An 18619-nucleotide genomic window follows, 5' to 3' on the forward strand; every position below is an offset into this window, starting at 1 on the left:
GCTAAAGAACGCCATTACCGGCAAGGCTTCCAGCGCTTGTCGGAGCTAAACGGCCGCTTCCGCTTTTCTTTTGTCCAGCTGCAGCACCTAGGCTCTCGGGGTCATAAGTCACCCCGGCTAAGTGGCAAAAACCGCCACTTTGCCGGTTTGCCTTATGCCTGTCGAGCCTTAACAGGTGCTTCCGCTTTTCTTTTGTCCAGCTGCAGCGCCTAGGCTCTCGGGGTCATAAGTCACCCCGGCTAAGTGGCAAAAACCGCCACTTTGCCAGTTTGCCTTATGCCTGTCGAGCCTTAACAGGTGCTTCCGCTTTTCTAAGAAAAACGGGCTAACTCAAGACCGTGCGGATGCGCACGATCAGAGTCAGCCCGTATCATCCTTTTTGATTGGTTCACCTATCACTCTGCGAGAATTTTCCGCCGGGTGAAGTTCCACTCATTATGCGGATGTTTTCTCATTATTTTCGTTAACATACACTGAGCCATCTTCTAAGATAAGTTTAGGCTGTACGCTATCCGCAACTGTTTCTTTTGTAATGATACATTCGACGATGTCTTCGCGTGAAGGCAGGTCGAACATCACTTCGAGCATAATATTCTCGATAATTGAACGAAGTCCACGGGCACCGGTTTTGCGATCAATTGCCAATTTCGCAATTTCAACAAGGGCACCAGGCTCGAATGTCAACTTAACGCCATCAAGCTCCATCATTTTCTGGTATTGCTTGATCAATGCATTTTTAGGCTCAGTCAAGATTTCAACCAAAGCTTTTTCATCCAATTGCTCAAGGCTTGCCAATACAGGCAAACGGCCGATAAATTCAGGAATCAATTGGCTAAGCAATGATTTTTCGTCCAACTCTTCTTTGTTCGGATCTGCACCGAAACCGATGATTTTGTTGCCAAGACGGCGTTTGATGATTTGGTCTACTCCGTCAAAAGCGCCACCTACGATAAACAATACGTTTGTCGTATCGATTTGGATAAACTCCTGATGAGGGTGCTTGCGTCCGCCCTGAGGTGGTACGCTGGCAGTTGTTCCTTCTAAAATCTTCAGAAGTGCCTGCTGTACGCCTTCACCGGAAACATCGCGTGTAATCGATGCGTTTTCGGATTTGCGAGCCACTTTATCGATTTCATCGATATAGATGATGCCTTTTTCTGCGCGCTCAACATCATAATCTGCAGCCTGGATCAGCTTCAACAGAATGTTTTCAACGTCTTCACCGACATAACCGGCTTCCGTCAATGATGTTGCGTCTGCAATAGCAAACGGCACGTTTAGGATACGAGCCAAGGTTTGTGCGAGCAAAGTTTTCCCGCTTCCTGTTGGTCCGATCAAAACAATATTGGATTTCGACAACTCAACATCGTCAATTTTGCTGTTGGAATTGACGCGTTTATAATGATTGTAAACTGCTACAGCCAGAGACTTTTTCGCTTTTTCCTGACCGATAACATAGCCATTCAGTATGTCTAGAATTTCTTTTGGCTTAGGCACTTCCTTGAATTCTACTTCTTCGTCTGTACCAAGCTCTTCTTCTACGATTTCCGTACAAAGCTCAATACATTCGTCGCAAATATAAACACCTGGCCCTGCGACCAGTTTACGAACCTGCTCTTGTGGTTTGCCACAAAACGAACATTTTAAATGCTCTTTCTCGTCATTGAATTTGAACAATGTATTCACCCCTATTCAAGCCATTATCTTACAAGATTATCGTAATTCTAGCAACTAATTAGATTCACCGTCAATTCTTCGGCATTGGACGCACATAATCTATGTTCTATGTAGCGGAAAACAAGGTGCGTTTCCGCACCTTGTTTCGCCTATTACTTATATATTGCTTATGTGTTATTCAGAGATTTTAGCGTTGTCCACTAGGAACTCAACTGTGTTCTGCATACGAATATCATTTTCAAGCATTTCAGTTCCACCTAGAGCAGTTTTGATCTGTTCAATGTCCATGCTGAATTGACCAGCCATTTTTTCAAGCTCTTTGTCGATGTCATCTGAAGTGACTTGCATGTTTTCAGCTTCAGCAATTGCTTCAAGCGTCATTGAAACGCGTACGCGTGTTTCAGCATCACCGTGCATTTGCTCGCGAAGTGCAGCTTCGTCCTGGCCAGAGAATTGGAAATACAATTCAAGGTTCATGCCTTGCTGAGTCAAACGCTGTTCGAAATCGCTCATCATACGGTCCATTTCTGTATGGATCATTGCATGAGGAATGTCGATTGTTGCGTTTTCAGCAGCTTTTTGAACTAACTCGTCGCGAAGCGCTGCGTCAGCAGCAGTTTTCTTCTCAGCAACCAGGCTGTCTTTCATTTTCGTGCGAAGAGCATCCAGGCTTTCAACTTCAGGGTCGATTTCTTTAGCCAACTCGTCGTTCAATTCTGGAAGTTCCTTGCCTTTAACTTCGCTTACCTTCACTTTGAACGTTGCAGATTTCCCTGCAAGTTCAGCAGCGTGGTACTCTTCTGGGAAAGTGACTTCAACGTCTTTTTCTTCTCCAGTTTTTACGCCCACCAATTGCTCTTCGAATCCTGGGATGAATGAGTTTGAACCGATTTCAAGAGAGTAGTCACTGCCTTGCCCGCCTTCAAATGCTTCTCCATCTACAAATCCTTCGAAATCGATAACAGCTGTGTCGCCTTCAACGATTGCTTCGTCTTCTTTAACAGTCAACTCAGCCAAACGCTCTTGGTTTTCTTTCAACTGATTTTCGATATCTTCGTCAGATACTTCAGTATCAGGTTTTGACGCTTCAAGACCTTTATATTCGCCAAGCTGGACTTCAGGTTTTACAATCACTTTAGCTGTAAATACAAGCGGCTGGTTTTTTTCGATTGTTTCAATATCGATTTCAGGACGGTCAACTGGGTTGATCCCTGCTTCTTCAACTGCATTCGCGTAAGCGTCAGGCAGGATGAAATCCAAAGCGTCCTGGTAAAGTGATTCAACGCCAAAACGTTTTTCGAACATTTGACGAGGCATTTTCCCTTTACGGAAACCTGGTACGTTGATTTCTTTAACAACTTTCTTAAACGCTTTATCAAGACCGGCGTTTACTTCTTCTGCAGGAACTTCGATTGTTAGAATTCCTGTGTTACCTTCTTGCTTTTCCCATTTTGCTGACATATTATAAGCCCTCCAAACATTTTCTACAAAGTCATGTTACGTTTTATACGATTTTTGACAACTTCAATATTATAGCACACATGCCCACAGGTTCAACTATTTCTACCCATTCCGCATTTCAAACCACAGTTCTGCCTGCTGGATCAGCTCCAGCAGCTTTTCATCTTCATTGAATGAGCTCATTCCCGTGAACAGGCCTTCTGTATAATCCATGTACCCTTGAGCCACTTCAGCTTCATCATAATCATCCCAGATGAACGGATACAATAGATAAATGTGGCGTTCGAACAGTTCTTTCACCAATTCGAGCCGTGTCGGGTCTTTCGCCAATGCTTCTTCCATAGTTGCCGTTATCTTCCGGATCCGGCCATTGTTCATAGGGTCCGGCAAGTCGTCGATGTTGAATGTGCCTTTGTAATGGAATTTCTGGACATTCACTTCCGCTTCGATTTTTTCCTGGTACAGCATGAATAATATGTATGTCTTCGTCAACAGATCGGCATCCGGATGCTCAATGATCGCCAACAGCCTCTTTTTAAGAGCCTGATAGGAAGCCGTCGGCAAATCCAGGATCAGCTTTTCCTGTTCAGAAGGATGCATCGCCAGAAAGGTATCGATTGCATAAAGCGATGCATCCACTAGCTCAGTCGAAACGTTCGCTGCAATCCGTTCGTTCAGTTCTCGCAATTGTTGGAATTGCTCAAGCCGCTCTTCCGGCAGGACTTTTTCTTCTATTAAAAGCTCAATCATCTTTTCCGCTTCTTCAAACTCACGGACTTGCATCAAAATACTTATGTATAGCTCCATCGTCTCCAGGTAATGGATCGGACCGACTTTCAATAACTCCTTGCATACTTCCAGAGCTTCTTCAAACTCCCCAAGCTCATACAAACAATAGGTATAGCCGCCTAAAGCAGCTGCGTGTTCAGGTTCGTAAGTCAGCACCTGATACAGGCTGTCCCGGGCATCCTCGTATTTCTCGTCTTTTAAAAAGGTCATGCCTTCTGCCAGCAAGCGGTTCACTGTTGTCGGAAAGACAATTACATTCCCCACACGTTTCAAATCTCCGTATTTCTTTCGCATCCTACCACCTCTTTTGTGTTTCATAATCATATCACATTCCCTTTTGGCAGAAAATAAAAACCTTATGGCAGACAGAGCGGTTCCATACTTACCACAAAGGTTTATATTCGTTGCTCAGCTCTATCATTTTCGGGATTAAGGACAAGCCGATGGCAAAGAGCACCAGCATCATAATGATTGTGTAGACCAGCGGGATATCTAAGATTGCCATAAACGGCAATGGCAATAAAACCAGCCAGTTGATGAGCGTCATGCGCTGACGGGATTTTGGAGTTGCATATTGCTCGTTTTGGCAATGGGGGCAGCGCATGGATCCGCTGAACTTCCACGATGCCTTGATCGATTCTTTCCAGTTCCATTCGGCTCCACAAGTTTTACATGTCGGCATAAAAACGCCTCCTTAGTTATAATAGTACGTACTGAGTGAGGAATGGTTTCAGGGTTCTCAGAATTGCTAGCTGGAGAGGTCGAGGTGTCCAGAGATCACAAGCGCAACTTTTTAATGTCGCTTCGGCCACTTTGGGCATGGCTCCCTCAATAAGCTGGGAAGAACATCCGTCTTATCGCTTCGCCCAGCCCGTGGACGCGCCAGCGCTTGGAGAGTTTATAGAAGTATACTTCTTACTTTTTATTTGAGGAAATAAAGTTGATTCTCGAAAGTTTCTATGAGGATGATACCTTTAGAGATAGTTGAAATGTTTTATCTAAAAACAAAAAACCACTCCACCGTTCAATGAACGATGGAGAGGTTTTTTGTGAATTATGTACATTCCTATAATGTCCCAGGAGGGATTCGAACCCCCGACCGACGCCTTAGAAGGGCGTTGCTCTATCCAGCTGAGCTACTGAGACCAAAGCTTTCTTAGAGTCCAGACTGTGGCGCCTGCTGTTGCGGACGGCTTTGCTTTTCTTTTGAAAGACATTTTTAATTATAGAAATGATTTGAAGAAAAGTCAATGCTATTTTAAAAAAACATTAAATTTAATGGTTAAGCTTTATTTTTTTCGTTCAACCAGGCGGGCATGCTTTCATTGAGCTTGCGCAACGCGTTGCCACGATGGGAGATTGCTGCTTTCTCATGCGGCTGGAGTTCAGCCATCGCTTTGTCCAGAGCAGGCACAAAGAATACCGGATCGTAGCCAAAACCATGATCGCCTCGGCGATCATGGAGAATGGTCCCTTCGCATGAACCTGAAAAAGTTTCGGTCTTCTGCCCGGGAGCTGCGACTGCCAGCACACAGCGGAAACGGGCTGTACGCTCGCCGTCAGGCACGCCTGCCAGTTTCTCAAGCACTTTGTCGATATTCGCACTATCGCTCTTAGCGGCACCTGCATAACGCGCTGAGTAGACACCCGGTTCGCCGTTCAAAGCATCGATTTCCAGACCACTGTCATCTGAGATCACTGGAATGCCCAGCGCTTTTGCAACCGCTTCGGCTTTCAGGATGGCGTTTTCTTCAAACGTCACACCTGTTTCTTCCACGTCCATGTCTTGTGCCACATCAAGCAACGTCAGCACTTCGTAGCCCATCGGAGACAGCATCGTTTCGAAATCCTTCGCTTTGCCTTTGTTTTGAGTGGCAATTACGATCTTTTTCATAGTCCTGCAGGCACCTTTTCACCGATGCGTGCGGACAGTTCGCCCAATGCATCCCGCTGCATAGCAATCAGTTGACTGATTCCCGCTTCTCCAAGGTCCATCAATTCGTTTAGTTGAACACGTGAGAAAGTTGATTCTTCGCCTGTTCCCTGCAGCTCGACAAAGTGTCCTGCGCCGGTCATGACGAGATTCATGTCCACTTCTGCACTTGAATCCTCCACATAGTTCAAATCAAGGATCGAGCCGTTTACAGCTGTTACACCGACACTCGTTGCAGCCAGAAAATCTGTTACCGGAAATGACGGCAACTCTAATTTGCCGATGGCCATTGTCATGGCGATAAATGCCCCTGTAATCGACGCAGTGCGTGTTCCGCCGTCTGCCTGGATGACGTCGCAATCGATCCATAAAGTGCGCTCTCCCAGTTTTTCCAGGTCAACTACCGCACGCAATGCGCGGCCGATCAGACGCTGGATTTCCATGGTACGGCCGCCGATTTTGCCGGCCGAAGCCTCACGTCGGTTACGGCTGTTAGTGGCACGGGGAAGCATCGAATATTCCGCAGTGATCCAGCCTTTGCCCTGGCCCCGCAGGAATCCTGGAACTTTTTCTTCGATGGTCGCGGTACAGATAACTTTCGTCTGCCCCACTGTGATCAATACCGAGCCTTCCGGATGAATCAAGTAATCCACGTCCACTGTTACCGGACGCAGTTCGTTAGTTTGTCTATTATCTATGCGTGTCATAAAAATCCTCCTTGTATATGCTCAAATAGTTTACCATATTTCGCTGATAACAACAAAAACCTGAGGGCTGTGAGCCGTCAGGTTTTGTGGAATCGAATGGAATGGATGATTGGCTCATCGATGCCAAGCCACTTATGGACGATCGACCCGAATATCTGTGTAGACCCCGATGTATAGAAATGATGCACTGGCGGCTGGCTCCATTCTGCAAATTGCTTTTTATAGCTCAAGTAACGCTCAACGTCTTTTGCCGTTTCTTCGGCCGACGACAGCACATTCACTGTATCGCCAAGCACTTCTTCAATAAAGCCCTGCAGCAAAGGGTAATGCGTGCAGCCCAAAATCGCCGTGTCAAACTCTTCATAAGCAATCGATGCCAATGTGTCCTGGACAATCCGGTGAGCGAATTCGCCTTCGTACTCGTCACTTTCTACTAAAGGAACAAAACGCGGGCAAGCCAGTTGCACGACATGCGCAGAAGAAACCAGCGACAGGATCGCTTTTTCGTAGGCCCCGCTCTCTACCGTTCCTAAAGTACCCAAAACAGCGATTTTTTTTGTCGCAGAAGATTTGATGGCAGCGCGTGCCCCTGGAAAAATAACCCCAATCACTGGGATCGGCAGGTTTTTCTGCAGGGAGTACAGCGCAGCTGCTGTTGCGGTATTGCAGGCGATGACCAGCATTTTTATATTCTTTTTCATCAATGCATTGGCCATTTGCCACGTGTATGTACGAACTTCCGAAAGCGGACGCGGGCCGTAAGGGCATCTGGCATTATCACCGATATAGTAAATCTGCTCATTCGGCAATAGTTTCATTATTTCTTTTGCGACGGTAAGTCCACCGACTCCTGAATCAATTACTCCGATTGGCGCATTCAACGTCATCGCCTCTATCCTATTTCATGTTTGTGTGCAGTTTCTCAAGCAAAGCAGCAAATTGTTCTGCTTCGTCTACGGTAAAATTCGCTAATACAGTCTTCAAGTATTCCTGGCGCTTCTGGATAACTTCTTCAATGACCCGTTCGCCTTCTTTTAACAATTTAATCCGGACGACGCGGCGATCCTGTTCTTCGCGGATACGGACGACCAACTCATTTTTCTCCATGCGGTCAACCAAATCGGTTGTGGTGCTGAACGCCAAATACATTTTGTTCGACAAATCGCCGATTGTCATGTCTCCGTGTTCAAATAGCCATTGCAGTGCAACGAATTGAGGCGGCGTAATCGTGTAGGAATTTAAAATTTCCCGGCCTTGTTGTTTGATGATTCCAGAAATATAACGCAATTCCTTTTCCATAAAGGCTATACGGTCTAAATCATGGCTGTTGCTGTGCTTGTCATCATTCATTACTAGTTACCACTCCTCGAAAAAACCTATCTTATTCCTATAGTGAAGGTTTTTTATTGATATAGCAAGAACTCCCTTATTTTTTTGCAGCAGTCAATTGTCCCGCCCGGAGCATTTCAATGTCCTGCTCTGTCCAAGGATGACCTTTACCCGTCTGCTTCGAAATCTGGACAATCGCCCCTCGTCCGGTAAAGCAGGTCTCCCTTTTTTCATTGACGGTCCAGTAATGGACATCAACCGAGGAAGTGCCAACACGCGCAATCTTGACATGAACGTCCAGTTTTTCATCAAAAAAGACCTGCTGGACAAAATCCACCTGCATATCGGCCACGACGGGGAACAACTCATTTCCTTCTTCGAGCCAACGCTGCATCAATCCCATTTCTTTCATAAACTCGATCCGTGCAAATTCAAAATATGCGATCGGCACCGTGTTGTTGACATGGCCGAACATATCGGTTTCAGAAAAACGTACTTGAACCGGAGCTGAAAAGGTAAATTCCCGCGTCCATTCATCAAAATTCTCAATATAATTCGCTTTCATAGAAAAACCTCCACTTAACTTTAAATGTAAAAAAACTTCTTTCTCTCACTTTTTCGGTCACTTTGGGCAAGGCTTTCGTAAACACTGGACTCACCAGTGCTAAGAATGTTACGAAACTGGAGGTTTCTGTGTACTTTCAGCAAACAGCAACATGAATCTTAGAAGAACGAGTGGAAAGCGGCGACTCCCGCAGAAAAGCGTCCGCTTAGAGCGATTTCTTCTTTAGTACTGCTTACATTATTCAAACTTTAGTTATCTGCTTCATTTTCTTAGTATATCAAAAACTCCCGTAAAGAGCAGGCATTTTCTAAACAAGACAAAAATAAAAACCCCGCCGCAGCGGGGTTTTCAGTAAATACTAGTCAACCATTCTGTCGCTTCCGAAGAAGTTACGGAACATTTGAACAGTTGTGTCGCGGTTCAACGCTGCGATTGAAGTTGTCAAAGGAATTCCTTTTGGACAAGATTCAACACAGTTCTGAGAATTACCGCAGCCTGCTAATCCGCCTTCACCCATGATCGCGTTCAAACGTGCATCGCGGTTCATGGCACCCGTTGGATGAGCATTCATCAAACGAACCTGTGAAAGTGGAGCAGCTCCGATAAAATCGGATTTATCGTTAACGTTCGGGCATGCTTCAAGACATACGCCGCACGTCATACATTTAGATAGTTCGTAAGCCCATTGGCGCTTGCGCTCAGGCATCCGTGGTCCATCTCCAAGGTCATGCGTACCATCGATCGGCACCCATGCTTTAACTTTCTTCAACGAGTCGAACATACGGCTGCGGTCAATGACAAGGTCACGGACAACAGGGAATGTTTTCATCGGCTGAAGGCGGATCGGCTGTTCCAATTGATCGACCAAAGCAGTACACGATTGACGCGCTTTGCCGTTGATGACCATTGAACATGCGCCACAAACCTCTTCAAGACAGTTCATGTCCCAGTTTACAGGAGTGGTTTTCTCCCCATCCATGTTGACAGGGTTACGACGAATTTCCATCAATGCCGAAATGACATTCATGTTCATCTTATATGGCAACTCGAACTTTTCCCAATACGAATCTTCATCCGTAGAGTTTCTGCGCTCGATTTCAAATAGTACCGTTTTTGCTGCTTCACCCATGGTAAATTAGCTCCCTTCTATATTATGCTTTTGCAGAATAATCACGTTTACGCGGCGGAATCAACGATGTATCGACTTCTTCATAATGGAAGATAGGTGGTGCATCAGCGCCATTGAATTTCGCCATCGTTGTTTTCAGGTATTCCTCATCATTACGTTCCGGGAAATCCGGTTTGTAATGCGCTCCGCGGCTTTCGTTCCGGTTGAGTGCCCCGATTGTGATTGCCCGTGCTAAATGTAGCATATTCCGCAATTGACGTGTGAACATTGCGCCTTGATTGCTCCAAAGCTGCGTATCGGTGATGCTAATATGATTGAATCGTTCAAGCAGTTCCTGGATTTTTTCATCCGTCTTCTGCAAACGATCGTTGTAGCGTACCACTGTTACATTGTCCGTCATCCATTCGCCCAATTCTTTGTGGAGAACGTAAGCGTTTTCTGTGCCGTCCAATGCCAGAATTTCTTCCCATTTGCGTTGTTCTTCTGCTTCATGCTTATCGTAAATCGCTGAAGGAAGATCTTCCGCCAACACATCAAGGCCTTTAATATAGTCAAGCGCGTTCGGTCCTGCGACCATTCCGCCGTAAATTGCTGAAAGCAATGAGTTTGCGCCCAAACGGTTCCCACCGTGCTGAGAATAATCACATTCGCCTGCTGCCAAAACGCCAGGAATGCTGGTCATCTGGTGATCATCGACCCATAATCCACCCATAGAATAATGGACAGCCGGGAAGATTTTCATCGGTACTTTACGAGGATCATCACCTGTGAATTTCTCGTAGATCTCGATGATTCCGCCCAGTTTGATGTCTAGTTCTTTTGGATCTTTGTGTGAAAGATCCAAGTAAACCATGTTCTCGCCATTGATGCCGAGCTTCTGGTTGACACAGACATCAAAGATTTCACGCGTTGCGATATCACGTGGAACCAGGTTTCCGTAAGCCGGATACTTTTCTTCAAGGAAATACCAAGGCTTGCCGTCTTTGTAAGTCCAAATACGTCCGCCTTCCCCACGAGCCGATTCTGACATTAAGCGCAGTTTATCGTCTCCTGGAATCGCTGTCGGGTGAATTTGGATAAATTCGCCGTTCGCGTAGTATGCACCTTGCTGGTAGACGATGGAAGCCGCTGAACCTGTATTGATGACAGAGTTCGTCGATTTCCCGAAAATGATCCCCGGTCCGCCAGTTGCCATGATGACAGCATCCGCACGGAACGATTTGATTTCCATAGTCGTCATGTTTTGAGCCATGATTCCTTTACTGACGCCCTGCTCATCAAGAACAAGACCAAGGAATTCCCAGCCTTCGTATTTCGTGATCAGTCCGCTTACTTCGTAGCGGCGAACTTGCTCATCTAATGCATACAGCAATTGCTGTCCAGTAGTAGCACCGGCAAACGCTGTTCTGTGGTACATTGTTCCGCCAAAGCGTCGGAAATCCAATAGGCCTTCCGGCGTACGGTTGAACATAACGCCCATACGGTCGAACATGCGGATAATTCCAGGTGCTGCATCCGCCATTGCTTTTACGGGACGCTGATTTGCCAGGAAATCGCCTCCGTAAACGGTATCATCAAAGTGAATATCCGGGGAATCCCCTTCACCTTTTGTATTTACGGCTCCATTGATCCCGCCTTGCGCACATACTGAGTGGGATCGTTTAACGGGAACGATTGAAAATAAATCGGCCGGAGAACCTGCCTCTGCAACTTTAATTGCTGCCATCAAGCCGGCAAGGCCACCACCGACGATAGAAATTTTGCCCTTCGCCATGTTAGTATTCACTCCTCTTTTAATTCACCAATGATTGAGTCATTCTTAAACGAATGCAAACAATGCTCTGATACCAATAATTGATAGTACGATAAATACTAGAAGCGTGAAATAAGTTGCATTTCGCTGTGCTGCTTCGGATTGTGTAATTCCCCAAGTCACAAGGAAAGACCAAATTCCGTTTGAAAAGTGGAAAACTGCAGCTAATACACCGACGATATAGAACGCCAGCATGAATGGGTTGCTTAAAATGTTTTCCATCATACTGAAATCAGCTTCAGCGGCTGCTCCGATCGCAACTTGGAATCTTGTTTCAAAGACGTGCCAAGCGATGAAGACTACCAGGAAGACCCCTGTATAGCGCTGTGCAACAAACAACATGTTGCGCAAATAACTATAATGCCCAGGATTGTTCTTCGAAGTAAACGCTATGTATAGACCATAAAAAGCGTGATACATGAGCGGTAAATAAATGACAAATATCTCCAGGAAAATGACGAATGGAAGATTTGCCATAAAGTGAGACGCAGCATTGAATGCCTCTACCCCTTGTGTAGCAAAATGATTGACGATTAAGTGCTGCGTTAAGAATAAACCGATAGGAATGATCCCCAACAAAGAGTGCAGCCTGCGCATTAAAAATTCACGATTGTCCAAAAATTTTACCCCCCTCAAAACATTAATTGGCAGCGTCCAGAGCAGACAATATATTACGAAAGCACCTGAAGCCGCACACCATCATGATACAATAATATGACATATTTATTGTACTCCCACCCTTTAGGAGCGTCAAGGCAACGAAACTCTTTTAAATAGATAGTTATCAAGCATTTAAAGGGTATGTGACGCCCCATCAGCAGCAAAACGCATTGGAATGTAACCGTTTTAAAAGAATTCAGCTAAAAAGCGATTCTCTAATTGAGAATCGCTTTTTCCATCCACTCTCTAATATTCCACTGCTATCAGTATTATTGCTATATTGCCATTGAGAATTTGAACATTTTGTGAATATTTTCACGAATCGTTATTTTTGTGGAGATTATGCGTTCCTTAATGTACCTGTGCGTCAGACAGTCCGTACGCTTCGTGCAAAGCATTGGCCGATTTTTTCATATCGGCTTCTGGTACAACCACCGAAATTTTAATCTCGGACGTACTGACCATCTTCACCGGAATCTCTTCACTTCTCAATATATCGAACATCCGCGCAGCCACTCCCGGATTTGATACCATTCCAGATCCGACAATCGATACTTTCGACAATCCAACCTCAATATTCAGCGATAGAAAGCCAATTTCCTCTTTTGCTTCGGTCAGGACACGGCGTGTTGCTTCCAGACTATCCTGGCTGATCGAAAAAGAGACCGAAGGCGGGAATTCATCGCTGATGCTTTGGACGATGATGTCCACATCAATTTGATTTTCTGCAAGCTTCGTGAAAATATTGGCCAAGGATCCATTAAATGGTTTTTTATAGGCCACAGTTACGCGCGCAATTCCTGGTTCAAATGCAACGCCTCTAACGATTAAGTTTTTCTCCACAGTGATCACCTCTTGTATGATTGTGCCAGGCTCATCTGAATAACTCGCTCTGACGGATAATGGGACATGGTTGTTTTTCGCGAACTCGACTGCCCGCGGATGCAAGACACCTGCACCAAGATTGGCAAGCTCAAGCATTTCATCATAGGAAATCTGTTCCAGTTTGCGTGCACCTGACACGTATCGTGGATCGGACGTATAGACGCCGTCGACATCAGTGTAGATTTCACATTTCTCCGCTTTTAATGCTGCCGCAAGAGCGACAGCCGTCGTGTCAGACCCGCCGCGGCCAAGCGTCGTAATATTGCCGATTTTATCCACCCCCTGGAAGCCGGCGACAACACAAAAATAGCCATTTTCCAGTACACGTTCAAGGCGTTCTGTATGGATCCGTTCGATACGGGCATTGCGCGGCACGGATTCAGTTTCGATCCCCGCTTGCCAGCCGGTAAAGGATAGGGCTTCGTGACCCAATTTTTTGAAAGCCATCGCCAGTAAGGAGATCGTGACCTGCTCACCAGTAGCCAACAGCATATCCATTTCCCTTTTCGGCGGCTCTGAAGAGATTTCTCCTGCCAGGCCGAGCAAGGTATCCGTCGTTTTGCCCATTGCCGAAACGACGATGACCACACGCTTGCCTTGTTCTTTTTCACGAATGGCCCGCTTGGCCACCCCGATGATTTTTTCTGGAGTCGCGACAGACGTCCCCCCAAATTTCATGACGATCGTTTCCATTCCATTCACTCCCACATTTAGTATGTGGCCCTCAAAATGACTGGCAATGATGCCAAAAGGCAGTACTGCCAGACACAAAAAGAGGCAGCTCACCGCAACCGCGGCAAACTACCTCTTTTATCATGCACGAAAAACGTCCATGTGAGATAGCCCTCCAGAGATTGACTCTGACAGCTCTGCACTTCTTAAATGCAGAACCAGCATGCGCAATAGCAGTAATACGCACACTTCGGCGACCATCCCTTTCACCATTCATCTTAGATTCTGCAAATCTCCGAATGCTTACTATTGACGTTCGCGCCTCTATCATCACTTTTCCAAGTGATTCAATTATTCTCTTACGATATCATGTTATGATTCGCTTGGCAATGTATCCTCTGCAAAATGCTGTTCAATGGACACTGCCAGCGCTTCCGGTATGCCGGCCTGCTTGATTTCTTCCACGGATGCTTCTTTGATTTTCCTGACAGATCCGAAATGCTTCAGCAGCTGCTGTTTGCGCTTCGGCCCCACTCCTTCAAGGCCATCAAGCGCCGACTGAATCGAGTTCTTGCCGCGCAATTGGCGGTGGAAGGTGATGACAAAGCGGTGCACTTCATCCTGAATCCGCTGCAGCAGGTAAAAGGCTTCACTGGTCCGCTTCAGCGGCACAATTTCAGCCGGAGAACCGTACAGCAATTGCGAAGTTTGGTGCTTCGCATCTTTGGCAAGTCCGGCAATCGGAATGGATAACCCCAGTTCATCTTCCAAAATTTCACGTGCCGATTCCATCTGCCCTTTGCCTCCATCAATGACGATCAGGTCTGGCAAAGGCAAGCCATCTTTTAGTACCCGCGAATAACGCCGGCGGATGACTTCACGCATCGCCGCATAATCATCAGGCTTTGAAGCGTTGCGTGTTTTGTATTTGCGGTAATCTTTTTTGGACGGTTTGCCATCAATGAACGTGATCATTGCAGACACTGCATCGGCTCCTTGGATGTGCGAGTTATCGAAGGCTTCGATGCGCAGCGGCGTTTCGATGTTCATCGCTTCACCCAGGTCGACACATGCACCAATCGTCCGTTCTTCCTGACGCTCCAGCAGCTGGAATTTTTCCTTGATGGCGATTTCGGCATTTTTCTTCGCCAGCGCCACCAGGTCTTTTTTCTTCCCACGCTGCGGAACCAGCACACGTACGCCGAGCCATTCTTTCAGCATATCGGGATCATCCGCTTCGGGCAGCAGGATTTCACTTGGTTTGACGTGATTGGGCTTTTCATAAAACTGTCCAAGATACGTCAAAAATTCTTCTTCCGGATCTCGGTAGAGTGGAAACAGCGATACGTCGCGTTCAATCAATTTGCCTTGACGCACAAAAAAGACCTGGACGCACATCCAGCCTTTATCGACTGCGTAGGCAAAAACATCGCGATTGGTGAAATCGTTCATCGCCATTTTCTGTTTTTCCATGACGGTTTCAATCATGGAAATTTGGTCGCGGTATTCCTTGGCTCGCTCAAATTCCAGGTTCTCTGCCGCTTCCGACATCTTCGTGACCAACTCATGCTTGACTTCACGGAATCCGCCATTCAAAAATTTGCTGATGCCATCGATCAATTCCTGGTAAGTCTCTTTTTCAACAGGCTTGACGCAAGGTGCCAGACATTGCCCCAAATGGTAATACAGGCAAACCCGGTCCGGCATCGTATGGCATTTCCGCAACGGATACAGGCGATCCAGCAGTTTTTTTGTTTCTGCTGCCGCGTAGGCATTCGGATAAGGCCCAAAATATTTTCCTTTGTCTTTTTTGACCTGCCTGGTCGTAATCAGCTTTGGATGGCGCTCTCCCGTGATCTTCAAATACGGATAGCTTTTATCGTCCTTCAGCATGATGTTGTATTTCGGATCGTATTTTTTGATCAAATTTAATTCGAGAATAAGCGCTTCTTTATCAGAAGACGTGACAATATACTCGAAATCTTCGATTTCATTGACCAAACGCTGCGTTTTTGTATCGTGGCTGCCTGTAAAATAGGAGCGCACGCGGTTTTTCAGAACTTTCGCTTTCCCGACATAAATGACGGTATTTTGGCGGTCCTTCATCAAATAACAGCCTGGCTGATCAGGCAGTACTGCCAATTTATGCTGAATCAATTCGTTAGCCATCTTTTATCTCACCCTATTAAAAAACCGGGCACCATTGCTGGACCCGGTTAAGAATTATGCGTGTTTTTCAACCAATTCAGCTAATGCTTCTTTTGGTCGGAAACCAACCACTTTATCAACTGTCTCTCCGTCTTTCAACAATAACAAAGTCGGAATTGACATGATGCCGTAATTTCCAGCTGTTTCCTGGTTTTGATCTACATCAACTTTTACAATTTTAACTTTATCGCTCATTTCAGCGTCTAACTCTTCTAGCACTGGAGCGATCATTTTACATGGTCCGCACCAAGTTGCCCAAAAATCTACTAAAACGAGTCCTTCTGATACTTCTTGTGAAAAGTTCTGATCTGTACCGTGTACGATTGCCATCAATAATTCCTCCTTATGATTAAACCAAACTATAATACAGAGTATAACATGAGCTAAAAACACTAGCTATTTATTTGCCTACTCTTGCAATACCCGGCAAATAATGGTGTTAAACGATAAAATGGTTGCTTTCCATTCCAGCGCTCGCTTTTTGCGGGCATGGCCTTTGTCGCTTTGCTCTGTCACTGCTCCCGCAGGAGTCGACCGCTTCCACTCCAAGCAAATAAGTAAAAGTAACCCTTTAAAAATCACAAATCAAAAACAGGTAAAGAAAAATGTGTAATTTTTCTTCACCTGTTTTATATGTTGAAATTCAGCAATCTGCCAACTAGCAGATTACATGACTTTCTTGAATTCTTCTGTCAGCATTGGGATGACTTCGAACAAGTCGCCGACAATTCCATAATCTGCGACTTTGAAAATGTTGGCTTCCGGATCTTTGTTGATCGCCACAATGACTTTCGAGTTGGACATGCCGGCCATGTGCTGGATCGCGCCAGAAATACCAGCTGCGATATACAGGTCCGGCGTTACCACTTTGCCTGTCTGTCCGATCTGTAGCGAGTAATCGCAATAGTCCGCGTCGCAAGCGCCACGTGATGCTCCGACAGCGCCGCCAAGAAGGCTTGCCAATTCCTGCAACGAATCAAATCCTTCAGAACTCTTGACACCGCGGCCTCCAGCAATGATCACTTTCGCTTCCGAAAGATCGACGCCTTCCGTTGATTTGCGCACCACGTTTTTGATGATTGTGCGCAGGTTCGTGATATCAACAGCCAACGAGCTGACGTCGCCTGAACGTTCCTGTCGTTCAAGCGGTGCGATATTGTTCGCGCGCACGGTGATAAAATCGATGCCTTCTTTTAGTTTCACTTTTTCAAACGCTTTCCCCGAGAAGATTGGACGGATGAAGACGGCATCATCGCCTTCGCCTTCAATATCCGTGACATCCGAAATCAATCCGGCCTGCAACTTGGAAGCGATTTTCGGCGCTAGGTCTTTGCCGGCGGCTGTATGGCCGAAAACAAGGCCTTCCGGTTTTTCCTGTTCAACGACGGCCATGAATGCCTGGCCGTAGCCGTCAGAAGTGTACGACTTCAAGTGTGGATGTTCAACGGTTACCACACGGTCTGCACCGTATGCAATCAATTCAGCGCCGAAATCAGCAACCGAATCCCCGATCAACACGCCAATCACTTCGCCGCCGTCAGAAATTTTCTTAGCAGCTGCAATTGCTTCAAATGAAACATTACGTAAAGCGCCTTCGCGCGTTTCGCCCAAAACTAATACTTTTTTCGCCATGGTCTGTTTACCCCCTAAGTAGATGTGAAAAATAGATGGAATGTTTAGTTGCCGTTATTCAAATGGAAGGACCCGTCTCTTTAGGCATTATGCCTGTAAGAGCTGAACGGGCACCTTTGCTTTTCGTTGTCCAGACTCCGGTGCCCAACTCTTCGGGATGTAAGCCACTCTGGCTGTGCGGCTGAAAACATGCCGCTTCGCCAGATCGTCTTACCCCTGTCAGAGCTGAACGGGCACCTTTGCTTTTCGTTGTCCAGACTCCGGTGCCCAACTCTTCGGGATGTAAGCCACTCTGGCTGTGCGGCTGAAAACATGCCGCTTCGCCAGATCGTCTTACACCTGTCAGAGCTGAACGGGCACCTTTGCTTTTCGTTATATAACCTTCGCTTCGTTGCGCAGCAACCCGACCAGTTCAGTTACCTGGTTGGAGATGTCGCCTTCGAGAATCCGGCCAGCCGCTTTTTTCGGTGGCAGGTAGATTTCGATGGTTTCTGTTTTCGCTTCTACATCGCCTTCTTCGATATCCAGATCATCCAATTCCAATTCTTCAAGCGGTTTTTTCTTCGCTTTCATGATGCCTGGAAGTGATGGATAACGCGGCTCGTTCAAGCCTTGTTGAGCTGTGACCAGAAGCGGCAATGACGTTTCCAACTCTTCCGCATCCCCTTCGATATCACGGACGATGGTGACGGTTTCGCCTTCAATGCTCAAGCTCGTGATGGTCGTCACATAGTTGATGCCCAGCAAATCAGCAACACGTGGACCAACTTGTCCGGATCCGCCGTCAATTGCGACGTTGCCGGCCAAAATCAAATCAGCTTCTTTGTCTTTTAAGTATTCAGCCAGTATGTACGCAGAAGTAAACTGGTCCATTTCTTCAATATCATCTTCTGTATTGATCAGGACAGCTTTGTCAGCGCCCATCGCAAGTGCTGTACGCAGCTGTTTCTCGGCTTCTTCATTGCCGATCGTGACAACCGTCACTTCGCCGCCGTGTGCATCGCGGACCGTGATCGCTTCTTCAATGGCGTACTCATCGTACGGATTGATGATGAATTCCGCTCCGTCTTCCTGGATTTGTCCACCTGAAACGACGATTTTCTCTTCTGTGTCAAACGTACGTTTTACCAATACAAAAATGTTCATGAACGTAAACCTC

At 46.3% G+C, this 18619-nt stretch carries 18 protein-coding genes, 1 tRNA gene and 1 riboswitch; of the genes, 1 reads left to right on the forward strand and 18 read right to left on the reverse strand.

The window, feature by feature from the left end:
* The coding region (locus J7I83_RS01120) for a hypothetical protein (RefSeq protein ID WP_215098841.1) at window positions 1-213 on the forward strand (213 nt) is incomplete at its 5' end.
* Window positions 214-435: 222 nt separating this feature from the next.
* Here J7I83_RS01120 and clpX read toward each other — a convergent pair.
* The 18 genes from clpX to J7I83_RS01210 form a co-directional block, all read right to left on the reverse strand.
* Window positions 436-1677 (reverse strand): ATP-dependent protease ATP-binding subunit ClpX, encoded by a 1242-nt coding sequence (clpX, locus tag J7I83_RS01125; protein ID WP_215098842.1) that lies wholly within the window; start codon window positions 1675-1677, stop codon window positions 436-438.
* A gap of 174 nt (window positions 1678-1851) precedes the next feature.
* Window positions 1852-3138: a trigger factor gene (tig, locus tag J7I83_RS01130; RefSeq protein WP_215098843.1), complete on the reverse strand. Its 1287-nt coding sequence runs from the start codon at window positions 3136-3138 to the stop codon at window positions 1852-1854.
* A 102-nt stretch (window positions 3139-3240) separates the two neighbouring features.
* Window positions 3241-4221, reverse strand: a complete 981-nt coding sequence (locus tag J7I83_RS01135; protein ID WP_215098844.1) for a tetratricopeptide repeat protein — start codon at window positions 4219-4221, stop codon at window positions 3241-3243.
* Between the two features lie 88 nt (window positions 4222-4309).
* Window positions 4310-4609: a TIGR04104 family putative zinc finger protein gene (locus tag J7I83_RS01140; protein WP_215098845.1), complete on the reverse strand. Its 300-nt coding sequence runs from the start codon at window positions 4607-4609 to the stop codon at window positions 4310-4312.
* A 390-nt stretch (window positions 4610-4999) separates the two neighbouring features.
* Window positions 5000-5073: transfer RNA gene (locus J7I83_RS01145), tRNA-Arg, on the reverse strand.
* Between the two features lie 136 nt (window positions 5074-5209).
* The gene (locus J7I83_RS01150; protein ID WP_215098846.1) at window positions 5210-5821 is read right to left on the reverse strand and encodes an XTP/dITP diphosphatase; all 612 of its coding nucleotides are present in this window, start codon (window positions 5819-5821) and stop codon (window positions 5210-5212) included.
* Window positions 5818-6567, reverse strand: a complete 750-nt coding sequence (gene rph, locus J7I83_RS01155; protein WP_215098847.1) for a ribonuclease PH — start codon at window positions 6565-6567, stop codon at window positions 5818-5820. The genes J7I83_RS01150 and rph overlap by 4 nt, the downstream gene beginning before the upstream one ends.
* Before the next feature lie 77 nt (window positions 6568-6644).
* On the reverse strand, window positions 6645-7448 hold the full coding sequence (gene racE / locus J7I83_RS01160; RefSeq protein WP_215098904.1) for a glutamate racemase: 804 nt from the start codon (window positions 7446-7448) through the stop codon (window positions 6645-6647).
* A 16-nt stretch (window positions 7449-7464) separates the two neighbouring features.
* A complete protein-coding gene (locus J7I83_RS01165) occupies window positions 7465-7917 on the reverse strand; it encodes a MarR family winged helix-turn-helix transcriptional regulator (RefSeq protein WP_215098848.1) in 453 nt (150 codons plus the stop codon).
* Between the two features lie 76 nt (window positions 7918-7993).
* Entirely contained in the window at window positions 7994-8461 is a 468-nt protein-coding gene (locus tag J7I83_RS01170; protein ID WP_215098849.1) for an acyl-CoA thioesterase, read from the reverse strand.
* 358 nt (window positions 8462-8819) lie between these two features.
* Complete coding sequence (gene sdhB / locus J7I83_RS01175; RefSeq protein ID WP_215098850.1) at window positions 8820-9590, reverse strand: succinate dehydrogenase iron-sulfur subunit; 771 nt, start codon at window positions 9588-9590, stop codon at window positions 8820-8822.
* A 22-nt stretch (window positions 9591-9612) separates the two neighbouring features.
* Window positions 9613-11364, reverse strand: coding sequence for a succinate dehydrogenase flavoprotein subunit (gene sdhA, locus J7I83_RS01180; RefSeq protein WP_215098851.1), 1752 nt, complete (start codon window positions 11362-11364; stop codon window positions 9613-9615).
* Between the two features lie 45 nt (window positions 11365-11409).
* A complete protein-coding gene (locus tag J7I83_RS01185; RefSeq protein ID WP_285228656.1) occupies window positions 11410-12000 on the reverse strand; it encodes a succinate dehydrogenase cytochrome b558 subunit in 591 nt (196 codons plus the stop codon).
* A 414-nt stretch (window positions 12001-12414) separates the two neighbouring features.
* On the reverse strand, window positions 12415-13641 hold the full coding sequence (locus tag J7I83_RS01190) for an aspartate kinase (protein WP_215098853.1): 1227 nt from the start codon (window positions 13639-13641) through the stop codon (window positions 12415-12417).
* A 139-nt stretch (window positions 13642-13780) separates the two neighbouring features.
* Window positions 13781-13955: riboswitch (Lysine riboswitch) on the reverse strand.
* Between the two features lie 37 nt (window positions 13956-13992).
* Window positions 13993-15789 carry an excinuclease ABC subunit UvrC gene (gene uvrC / locus J7I83_RS01195; RefSeq protein WP_215098854.1) on the reverse strand — a complete coding sequence of 599 codons (1797 nt, stop codon included), beginning with the start codon at window positions 15787-15789 and terminating at the stop codon, window positions 13993-13995.
* 54 nt (window positions 15790-15843) lie between these two features.
* On the reverse strand, window positions 15844-16158 hold the full coding sequence (trxA, locus tag J7I83_RS01200; protein ID WP_215098855.1) for a thioredoxin: 315 nt from the start codon (window positions 16156-16158) through the stop codon (window positions 15844-15846).
* Between the two features lie 336 nt (window positions 16159-16494).
* Complete coding sequence (locus J7I83_RS01205; RefSeq protein ID WP_215098856.1) at window positions 16495-17460, reverse strand: electron transfer flavoprotein subunit alpha/FixB family protein; 966 nt, start codon at window positions 17458-17460, stop codon at window positions 16495-16497.
* 372 nt (window positions 17461-17832) lie between these two features.
* Window positions 17833-18606, reverse strand: a complete 774-nt coding sequence (locus tag J7I83_RS01210; protein WP_215098857.1) for an electron transfer flavoprotein subunit beta/FixA family protein — start codon at window positions 18604-18606, stop codon at window positions 17833-17835.
* Window positions 18607-18619: the final 13 nt, after the last annotated feature.

It is taken from the genome of Planococcus sp. ISL-110, assembly GCF_018613575.1.
Classification (GTDB): domain Bacteria; phylum Bacillota; class Bacilli; order Bacillales_A; family Planococcaceae; genus Planococcus.